The following is a 9,574-nucleotide window of genomic DNA, read 5'->3' as shown; positions in this document are numbered from 1 at the left end:
AAATTCGCACCGATGCGAATCTCATCCGACTTGGCCTCGTTGCCGCCGCAGCCCGCGAGCGCGGAGCCGAGGAGCGCCGTGCCGACCAGTGCGGCGGCGAGACGCAGTGCTTTTCCTCCGAATATCATAAATATACCCCCAGTTCTCATGATCATATAAAAAAGACAGCATCCATTATAGGGGAGAGAACGGCTTTCGTCAAGGTATACAATTCGAAACTTACGTGTCCCCCACGAACACCTTGCGGCACAGCCGATCGCGTGCCTGTATGCCTCGAATACCGGCGGACTTCTTAGACGCGCTTTGCCTGAACGAAAGAAATACCGGGGCATGCCGCACGAGCAGGCAGCGTCATCCAATCACACGCACCCCCTGATTGACAGAGATGTTTTTCCGTTGTTATAATGGGACAACTTATTGGAGGGCTTTGAGGGAGGACCATATGAACGAAAAAAAATTTCCGCTCGGCAAGGAGCAGACCCTGGAGCTGATAAAGCGCTGGCCGACCCCGTTTCACATCTACGACGAGGCGAAGATCCGCGCGAACTTCCGCCGCCTGCGGGAGGCCTTCTCTTGGGCGCCGGGGTTCCGCGAGCATTTCGCGGTTAAGGCGCTGCCGAATCCGCGCATCGTGCAGATCCTGCATGAGGAAGGCGCGGGCACGGACTGCAGCAGCATCGCAGAGCTCCTCATCTCTGCAGCGGCAGGCGTCAAGGGCGAGGAGATCATGCTCACCTCGAACGATACACCCTGGGAGGAGTTTCAAAAGGCAATCGCCCTCGGCGCCGTCATCAACCTCGACGACCTCAGCCATCTCGATTACATGGCAGAGCATGCGGGCCTGCCGGAGGTGCTCTCGTTCCGCTACAATCCCGGCGATCTTATCGAGGGCAACGATATCATCGGAAAGCCCGTCGAGGCGAAGTACGGCCTCACACGCCCCCAGATGTTCGAGGGATATCGGCGCGCGCAGGAGATGGGCGTCAAACGCTTCGGCCTGCACACGATGGTTATCTCATCCGAGCTGCGCACGGAGGCGTTCCTCCTCACCGCGCGCATCATGTTCGAACTCGCAGCGGAGCTGAAAAAAAACCTTGGAATTTGCGTCGAGTTCGTCAATCTCGGCGGCGGCTTCGGCATACCGTACCGACCCGAGGAGAACCCGATCGATTACGCTGCCGTCGGCGCGGGCATCGAACGGCTCTACAACGACATCATGCGGCCTGCAGGACTCGGCAGCACCGCGATCCGGACCGAGAGCGGGCGCGCCATAACCGGCGATGCAGGCTGGCTCGTCTCGACCGTTCTTCATGAAAAAGACACGTATAAGAAGTACATCGGCCTTGACTCCTGCATGGCGAACCTCATGCGTCCCGCGCTCTACGGCGCGTACCACCACATCACGGTGCTCGGCAAAGAGAATGCGCCTGCCGATCATATCTATGACGTTACGGGATCGCTCTGCGAGAACAATGACAAATTTGCCATTGACCGTGCCCTGCCGAAGATCGACATCGGCGACATCGTCGTCATCCACGATACCGGCGCACACGGCAGCGCAATGGGGTTCAACTACAACGGCAAGCTCTGGTGCGCCGAGCTTCTCCTCCGCACTGACGGCACGATCGAGCTCATCCGCCGCGCGCAGACCCTAGATGATTACTTCGCCACGCTGCGCTATGAGGGCGGGCTGCTTTCATAAAAAATAAATGGGCGCATTGCATCCGGTGCAATGCGCCCATTTTCTGTAAAAGGACTACGAATTGAGCCTTCGGTTCGGATAGATGCTGAGGCCCTTGATCGCTGCGCCGACCGCAAGTCCCTTCGTCGTGACCTGATAGACCCAGGTATCTTTGGCGACGATGTCCGCGCCCTCGATCGCGCCGCCGGAGTAGCCGTCCGTCGCGGAGGCCTCGGCCGAGCCGCCGACCTTGAACTTGCCGGAGATAAAGGACTCCCATGCGTGCTGCGAGCCGAAGACGAAAATGAGATCGTACTCCTTCACGCCGAGCCCGATGCCGAGCTGGTAGGCCTCCATCTTCATATAGACGCGCGCGCCGGTCATCTTGTTCACCGCGAGACCGCGGCCGTGCGCGCCGCCGAGCAGACCAAACTGTGATCCTGTGGCGCTGATCGTCGCGTAGCCGTAACAGTTGTCGAGTACTTCGTGTGCATTCGGCGTGAGATCGTAGAGGTTCTCCAGCGCCTTTGTCTGGAGCTCCTGGATCTCTGCGCGCTGCTGGTCGGCGCTTTTGGCAAACGCCGTGACCGAGAGCGCGAGGAGCAGGGTGAGTGTGAGGGCCATAAGCCGTGCGGGGAATTTCATCGGTACCTCCTTATTCCTCGTGGGAATAGCACTGCAAAAGCAGGCCGTGTGATTGTTTTCCAACATTCCTCTTTTATTTTAAGGCGTTTTGCAGTATGTGACAAGAAAAGATATATTGGATACGATGGGGAGAACATTAGAGAAACGCACAAAGCCAGCGGAGAGCCCGCATAAACAAAGGAGCACTGCAGCGCGCAATGCTCCTTTTGCTTTTGCAGCGAGATCAGTGCAGCACGAGGCTCAGCAGCGCGATCTCGATGATCGCGGCGATGCCGAGAACAAGCGTGCCCATCGTCTGTACGCGGTAGCCCTGATCCGGCGTCAGCCCGCTGAACTCCGAGACCACCCAGAAATACGAGTCGTTTGCATGCGAGACGGTCATTGCGCCCGCACCGATCGCCATGCAGACGAGCGTGATCTCGATCGGCGTATTGTATCCGAGGACGGGGAGGATCGGCGCAACGATGCCCGCCGTTGTGATGAGGGCGACGGTCGAGGAACCCTGTGCCGTCTTTAGGACCGCTGCGAGCAGGAACGGGAAGAAGATGCCCATAGTCGAGAAAATATCGGCATGATGCGCGATATAGCTGACCATATCCGAGCTTGCGATCACTTTGCCGAGCACACCGCCCGCCGCCGTGATGAAGAGGATGGGGCCGACCGTCATCAGACTGTTGTTGCAGACGGCATAGAACTCTTCGGAGCGGTTTACGGAGAAGAGCTGCTGCGTAGCGAACGCCATGCCGACCGCGAGTGCGATGATCGGCGTGCCGAGGAAGCGTATGACCTCTGCGCCGGAGCCGGTCATGCCGGCCATCGCGGCGATGGAGGACAGCGCCATCAGGAGGATCGGAACGATGATCGGAGCGAGTGTGCTGAACGCTGAGGGAAGCTTTCCGTAGGAGGCGATGAGGTCGTTGTAGACCTTTGCAACCTCCTCCGGGTTGACCTCATCTTTGGATCGTATCCGCGCGCCGATCCAGCGCGCGTAGAAATAGCCGGCAATCAGCGGAAAAATCGAGCAGAGCATGCCCAGACCGATCACCTGCAGCAGATAGTCGCCGATGCCGAGCGTGCTCGCCGCTGCGATCGGTCCCGGCGTCGGGGGGATAAAGACGTGCGAGATGAAGAGGCCGGAGCTGAGGGCGAACGTCATCGCGACGGCGGATGCGGCCGTGCGGCGCACAAGCGCCTTGCGGATCGGATCGAGGATGACGAAGCCGGAGTCACAGAACACAGGGATCGAGACGACCCAGCCCATGAGCTGTACGGCGAGGACGGGGTTGTCCTTGCCCACGAGGCGGATCATCATGTCCGCGAGTTTCAGCGCGCCGCCCGTCTTTTCGAGCACAGTGCCGATCATCGCGCCGAGGATGATGACGATGCCGATGCTGGTAAACGTTCCAGAGAAGCCCTGCCCGATGACGGTCGCGAGACCGTGCTGCACCGCACCGCCCTCGAGCTTATGGTCGACGAGCGGAATCCCCGCGATGAGCCCTAGCCCGAGCGAGACGAGCATGATGGAGATGAATGGATGAATGCGCAGCTTTGAGATCATGATGATCATGATGACGATCGCCGCCACAAAGGCGATGATGAGCGGTAATCCGGTCATGTCAATACCTCCTTGCGTAAGGGCGGATACGCCCCTCAGAACGAAACGCTTTACAATATTATTTTAGTACTATTCAAAACGTTTGGCAAGCGGAAATATGAAAAACGGGCACAGCATGCTGTGCCCGTTTCGGATGAAATTACGCCGTAATCCCGAGGATTTTATCCAGCTTCTCGCGGTCGTAGCTGACGGCGAAGTCCTTGCCGTCGGCCGTCGTCACGGGGACGATCGTATCGCCCGAGAGGCGGCGGCACTCCTCGCGTGCCGCTTCGTCCTTCTCGATGTTGTATTCTTCGTAGGGAATGCCGCGGTACTTCAGATACTTCTTCACCTTGACGCACCACGGGCAGACCGTGATGGAGTAGACCTTTACCATAGGATCGCCCCCTTATGCGCCGATGAGCTTATCGATTGCGGGCTGGTCGAAGCCGCGGACATATTCGCCGCTGTCCCCGAGGATGACGGGGCACGCACTCTCGCCCGTGAGCTTCACAAGATCTTCGTAGGCGGCGGGCTCCTTCTCAATGTCGCGCACTGTGTAGGCAACCCCCTTCTTGTCGAGATACTTCTTTGCCTTTGTGCACCAGGGGCAGGCGTCGAATGAAAAAACCTGAATCATGGGAATATCCTCCTCTGTATTGTTATTTTTTTAAAGATGCCAGATACTTCTCCGCATGGAGTGCGGCGGTCGTACCGTCCGCGGCCGCGGTCGTGAGCTGATGGATCTCCTTGACGCGGATGTCGCCCGCGACAAAGACGCCCGGGATCTCCGTGCGGCAGTTCTCATCCGCCGCGATGTAGCCCGCCTCCGTCAGCGCAATCTGTCCAACGAAGAGATCCGTATTCGGCAGCACGCCGATGTTGACGAAGATGCTGTCCACGGGCAGCGTCTCCCGTTTTCCCGTATCCTTGTGCAGGAGATCGACGGACGTGAGGCGGTCCTCGCCGTTCAGATGCTCAATCTCCGTCTCGAGCATCACCGTCACCTTCGGATTGGCATAGAGCGCATCCTGCGAAGACTTGTCTGCGCGCAGCTGCGAGCGGTGGATGAGGTAGAGATGCGAGGCGTATTTCGTGAGGAAGTTCGCCGCATCGACCGCCGCGTTACCGCCGCCCATGACGGAGATTACCTTATCCTGGTACGTGTGGCCGTCGCAGAGCTCGCAGTAGTGCACGCCGCGGTTAAAGTAATGCGGCTCCTGCGGGAGCGGGAGTTTGCGGCGGTTCATGCCGGAGGCGATGATGATCACGGGCGTCTCGTAGATGTATGTCTCCGTTTCCACGATTTTCGGCGTGCTTTTGAGATCGACGCGCTCAATGCGGTCGAACTCGTCGATTTCCGCACCGAAATTGGTTGCCTGCTTCTCGAGGGTGCCGATCAGCTCCATTCCGCTCACACGCTCAAAGCCCGGATAGTTCTCGATGTCCGCCGCTGTTGCAATCTGTCCGCCGACAAGCGAGTTCTCGAGGACGAGCGTGCGGAGGTTCATGCGTCCCGCATAGAGGGCTGCGGTCAGCCCCGCCATGCCGGCGCCAATGATAATAATATCCTTTTGGATGTGTTCCTTTGCCATAAAATCAACTCCTTTGACTGCCCGTTCCCGCAGAAACCGGCGAAAATATAGACATGTTTGAAGTGTTTACCGCTGTTTTGACCTTTTGATTTATTATAACACAGATGTCAAGTGATTTTTTATATTTATGGAGAGAAATTATGAACAAAAAAAGAACACAAAAATAGCCCACACTCCACTGTGGACTATCTTTGCTGTGTATTATATTTTAGGAGAGCTTTCGAAACGCCTTGCGGCATCTCGAACGAAAGCCTTAATCAATATAACACACATGAGAACGAAAATCAATAGGTTTTTTTGAAAAAATTTTGTCAGAAACTATAAGTGAGGCGCACGCCCGCATAATTTCCGAGGGAGAACTTCTCGCTGCCGTATATGGTGTCGCGCGTACCGATGCCCTTCGCGTCGAATGTATAGAACATCTCGACGAGGAGGTTCTCGACCGGCACATATCCTGCGCCGACACTGAAGCTGCGGATGCCGTCGAGGTAGCGGTCGGGCAGATAGCCCGTGCCGTTGCCGCCGAAGAACGAGCCGTGCTCAAAATGTTTGTAGTCGGCAAAGACGTTCCAGCTGCCCTTGACTGCGATATCGCTCCTGCCGATGTCAAAGCGCAGGGTCCAGAAATGCGGTGTGCCGCCCATTGCATGCCCCTTGAGATCAAACCGGTCTGTTCCGGACACATGGTCGTAGAGCGTGTGTCCGTTCATATGGCGCGCAAACGGCGTGCGGTTCTGCCCATAGTCGAACGACACCGCGACGTTTGGCCCCATTTTCCACTTTGCGCCGATGCCGATGACGCTGGCGAGATGCGAGTAGTCGTATACATCGTTGGTCCTGCCGTTTGCGTGTGCCGCACGATACGCGGCGTTTCCTGCCGAACCGAGATACCACAGTGAGACACCGAGGTTCGGCATGACGGCATGTTTTGCCTGAAGGAAGAAGGCCTTCTCGATCGGCGGAATGCGGTCGCTCTCCAGGACGGTTCCCTCCACACGGATGGGGGCACCGGTGTATTTTCCAAGAGCATCGCGCGGCAGGAGGCTTGCATACTCCGTCCAGTACAGGCGTTTCCCGAGCGCATTGAAATACGAGGTGATGGACTTCGGATAGTAGTATGTTCCCGGGAGTGCGTCGTCTGTCGTTTCGCTGATGAAGTTGTCATGGAACAGCGCGTTGTAGACGTCGGATTCGGACGTGGTGAGCGTGATGTTTGTAGCGCCGGCACCGGCCTTCGACTTTGCGATGTTTTCGTACATCGTCATGACTTTCGCCTTGTTCGCTGCCCACCATGCCTGGAGTCCCGCGGAGCCGTTGCCTTCGAGGACTCCCGGATAGTCCGCCATCGTCATGTAGAAGTTTTCTTTGTCTTCCGGATGGTCGGACCCCCAAATGAGTGTATCGAAGGAGCCGATGGTTCCTGTTTGGAGCGTATTGCTCGCATCGCGGTACTGATAGGTGACCGCGCCCGGCGCATTCATTTGCATGCGTTCGGCATCGTCCTGGTCGTTCTTTCGCAGGAGGTTGTTGCCGTATGCGGCAGTCGCGATGTCATACATCCTCTTGATGATGGCCATTTGTTCCTCGACGCTCGCGCCGCGTTCCTTTGCCGCCGTCAGCTGCTGGTAGAAGTTCATGTTTTCGTTTGCGTCGGCGACAGGGGCGGGGGTATCAAACGTGCTTCCGAAGAGCGAGCGGTTCAGTCCGATGAACTCGGCAATGGTCGGCGGGCGGTAGAAGACCTGACGCGTTGCATGGGTGTATGCGGAGTCCGTGATGCCCGTGCTCTGCTTGAATGTGCCGTATCCCAGCCGGATCTGCGTGTGCGCGTTCGTCCATGCGGCACGGATTCCGTCGTATGTCTTTCCGAACCAGTACCCCGTGACGCCCATGCGCTCCTGCAGACGGCCCAGGGAGATGTCCACGTTCTTGTTGTGGTAGGTGATGTCAAAGTTGCTGAGGCGCAGATGATTGAGCGCCTTGGACTGCGGGATGTCGGTCCGTGTATCGACACCGCTCTTCCCGGATGCCTCGGCGAGGGCCGCAATGTTCAGGTTGTCGCGGACGCGCGCATCAAAGCCGAAGCGCAGACGCTGCGCAAAGCCGTGCTCCTTGCGGTCGAGCATGTTCTTCTCTGCCGACCCGACGGAGGAGTCCTCCGTCATCTTGATGGGCGGGCGATTGGAACCGCCGTGTGAATCCCATTCGAACTGATAGTCGCCGATGAGGTCGACGCCCTTCAGTTTCTGCGTGTTGAACGGGCGGGCGAAGATCTCGTCCGGCGAGCCCTTGGCAAATACGTTGTTGGTCTGTGCGAAGAAATCTTTCTCTGCCGCCGCGTTTTGCGCAGCGCGTGCAGCCTTCTCCTCCTCGGTGAGGGGCGGTTTCGGCCGTGTGCTGCTGTCCGGACCGAACTTGAAGTTGACGCCGAGGCGGTAGACGCGTGCCTGCGATGCACGGTCATCGTCGCGGTGGTTGAAGATGTTGTCAATGCCGAAGTACGCCATCGCATCCTCACCGAACTTTTGCTGCAGCATGAGGTTCCAGATGCCGAAGGTCTTCGTCTGATAGCGCTGCGCGCCCGGCCTGGCGTACTGATTGGCGAAGATATAGCCGCCCGACAGGTCGCTGTCCATTGTCATGTAGTTCGCATTGCCTGTGACAGAGTTGCTGTCGAGCATGTGGATGTAGTAGTCGCCCCAGAGGGATGCACGGAAGCCGCTTGCCACGTTCTCGTAGTCGAGGCCGATGTCCAGCTTGTGCTTCGGCTTGTCGAGCAGCTGGCGGGGCATATTCGGATCGCTCTTGTTGACGGCATGGAGATAGGTATAGCCGAACTTGCCCGACCAATGCTTGTCGAACTTCTGCTTTACCTCCAGCTCCAGTCCCGTGATCTGTGCTTTGCCGATGTTCTTAAAGCTGTAGAGCATATCGGGCGGGTAGCCGAGCTTCTCTGCCGTTTTGAGATTCGGATGGAAGTCGATGTTGTAGCCCGTGTAGTAGGTCGTCATGTAGTTGCGGATCGTGTTGCGGAAGAGGTTCATCCGCATGGTGGTCCTCTTCGTCTCGCCCTCGATGCCGATGTCGAAGTTGAGGGACTGCTCGGGCTTCAGGTTCGGGTTGCCCGTCCAGTACCAGCCGAGACGCGCACGGTCCTGATCGACGGGGCTGCCGCCGTACATTTCCCAGTTGTAGTAGAGTTCGCCCATGCCCGGCTCTGCATAGCTCGTGCCGAGGTTCGTCTTGAAGCGCAGATGGGGATTGCCCTTGATGATGTTGCGCGTGAGGCCGAGATTTGCCGTCACATGTGTGCCGAAGAGGCTGCTGTGGTCGAGACGCAGGATGGGGGAGAAAATCGTATCATTGTCCATCATCCACGTATCGCCGATCACGAAATGATACTTGTTGATTGTCGCCTCACCGACAATGACTTGATTCTTCAGGGACTTCTGAATCTCCTGGAAGAGTTTGCCGTTCAGCGTGTAGTTCATGATCTTGTTGGGATCGCTGTAGTAGGACAGCCCGTCGAAATCGCGGTTCCACCCGACCAGGTGGTCTGAGTTTTCGGCGCCGACCTTTGCGTTGAATGCATTGTATCGTGCGCGCGCACCGTCGGCATCAACCGCATCCAGCGTTGCGTAGAAGTTCTTGCTTCCGTTCTCGGAATACTTCAGATAGTCCTCATAGGTAAACTCCGGACGGTAGGAATTGGGATCGCTGCTGTTATAGCCGTAGAGTTCGTTGTCCACATCCCAGCGCAGCCCGCGCTCTGCGTCCGGGATCAGCTTATGTGCGTGGATGAACGAGGCGACATCGCCCTTTTTCAGCCCGTAATCCTTGGCGTCGCGCTGTACGACGAGCAGGCTCTTGTCGTAGTCCCACGGGTCAATCTTGCGCAGATAGGTCTTCGGGGCGCTCTTGAGGCGGCTGCCCGAACCATGCTCACGGGCATACCCGATGTTGTAGGTGAGGAGGTGCTTGTCATTCAGCTGGGTATTGAATGTCGCATCGATGTTTGTCTGTGCATGATCGACATTGTCAATATAGTTCAGCATGTTC

7 protein-coding genes and 1 pseudogene are annotated in these 9,574 nt (G+C 57.4%); 1 reads left to right on the top strand and 7 read right to left on the bottom strand.

Annotated features, from left to right (window positions below):
* Window positions 1-128, bottom strand: a pseudogene (locus HMPREF7545_RS10395) (ABC transporter substrate-binding protein); the annotation flags it as partial.
* Between the two features lie 314 nt (window positions 129-442).
* Here HMPREF7545_RS10395 and HMPREF7545_RS06195 point away from each other — a divergent pair.
* On the top strand, window positions 443-1,702 hold the full coding sequence (locus HMPREF7545_RS06195; protein ID WP_006694844.1) for a diaminopimelate decarboxylase family protein: 1,260 nt from the start codon (window positions 443-445) through the stop codon (window positions 1,700-1,702).
* 54 nt (window positions 1,703-1,756) lie between these two features.
* Here HMPREF7545_RS06195 and HMPREF7545_RS06190 read toward each other — a convergent pair whose 3' ends face one another.
* The 6 genes from HMPREF7545_RS06190 to HMPREF7545_RS06165 form a co-directional block, all read right to left on the bottom strand.
* Window positions 1,757-2,326: a lipid-binding SYLF domain-containing protein gene (locus tag HMPREF7545_RS06190; protein ID WP_006695926.1), complete on the bottom strand. Its 570-nt coding sequence runs from the start codon at window positions 2,324-2,326 to the stop codon at window positions 1,757-1,759.
* A 223-nt stretch (window positions 2,327-2,549) separates the two neighbouring features.
* Entirely contained in the window at window positions 2,550-3,941 is a 1,392-nt protein-coding gene (locus HMPREF7545_RS06185; RefSeq protein WP_006694842.1) for a GntP family permease, read from the bottom strand.
* 139 nt (window positions 3,942-4,080) lie between these two features.
* Complete coding sequence (locus tag HMPREF7545_RS06180; RefSeq protein WP_006694841.1) at window positions 4,081-4,317, bottom strand: glutaredoxin family protein; 237 nt, start codon at window positions 4,315-4,317, stop codon at window positions 4,081-4,083.
* Window positions 4,318-4,329: 12 nt separating this feature from the next.
* Window positions 4,330-4,560: a glutaredoxin family protein gene (locus tag HMPREF7545_RS06175; RefSeq protein WP_006694840.1), complete on the bottom strand. Its 231-nt coding sequence runs from the start codon at window positions 4,558-4,560 to the stop codon at window positions 4,330-4,332.
* A gap of 22 nt (window positions 4,561-4,582) precedes the next feature.
* On the bottom strand, window positions 4,583-5,515 hold the full coding sequence (locus HMPREF7545_RS06170) for an NAD(P)/FAD-dependent oxidoreductase (RefSeq protein WP_006694839.1): 933 nt from the start codon (window positions 5,513-5,515) through the stop codon (window positions 4,583-4,585).
* 311 nt (window positions 5,516-5,826) lie between these two features.
* A partial coding sequence (locus HMPREF7545_RS06165; protein ID WP_006694838.1) for a TonB-dependent receptor domain-containing protein occupies window positions 5,827-9,574 on the bottom strand: 3,748 nt, incomplete at its 5' end.

Origin of the sequence: Centipeda noxia ATCC 43541 (assembly GCF_000160555.1) — a bacterium.
Lineage (GTDB): Bacteria > Bacillota > Negativicutes > Selenomonadales > Selenomonadaceae > Centipeda > Centipeda noxia.
The sequence above is the reverse complement of the archived record's forward strand: the minus strand, read 5'-3'. Positions and strand labels throughout refer to the sequence as shown.

Excerpts from the sequence above, each read along its gene's own strand:
- HMPREF7545_RS06175 (WP_006694840.1), bottom strand. The coding sequence starts at position 4,560 with ATGATTCAGGTTTTTTCATTCGACGCCTGCCCCTGGTGCACAAAGGCA.
- HMPREF7545_RS06195 (WP_006694844.1), top strand. The coding sequence starts at position 443 with ATGAACGAAAAAAAATTTCCGCTCGGCAAGGAGCAGACCCTGGAGCTG.
- HMPREF7545_RS06185 (WP_006694842.1), bottom strand. The coding sequence starts at position 3,941 with ATGACCGGATTACCGCTCATCATCGCCTTTGTGGCGGCGATCGTCATC.
- HMPREF7545_RS06190 (WP_006695926.1), bottom strand. The coding sequence starts at position 2,326 with ATGAAATTCCCCGCACGGCTTATGGCCCTCACACTCACCCTGCTCCTC.
- HMPREF7545_RS06180 (WP_006694841.1), bottom strand. The coding sequence starts at position 4,317 with ATGGTAAAGGTCTACTCCATCACGGTCTGCCCGTGGTGCGTCAAGGTG.
- HMPREF7545_RS06170 (WP_006694839.1), bottom strand. The coding sequence starts at position 5,515 with ATGGCAAAGGAACACATCCAAAAGGATATTATTATCATTGGCGCCGGC.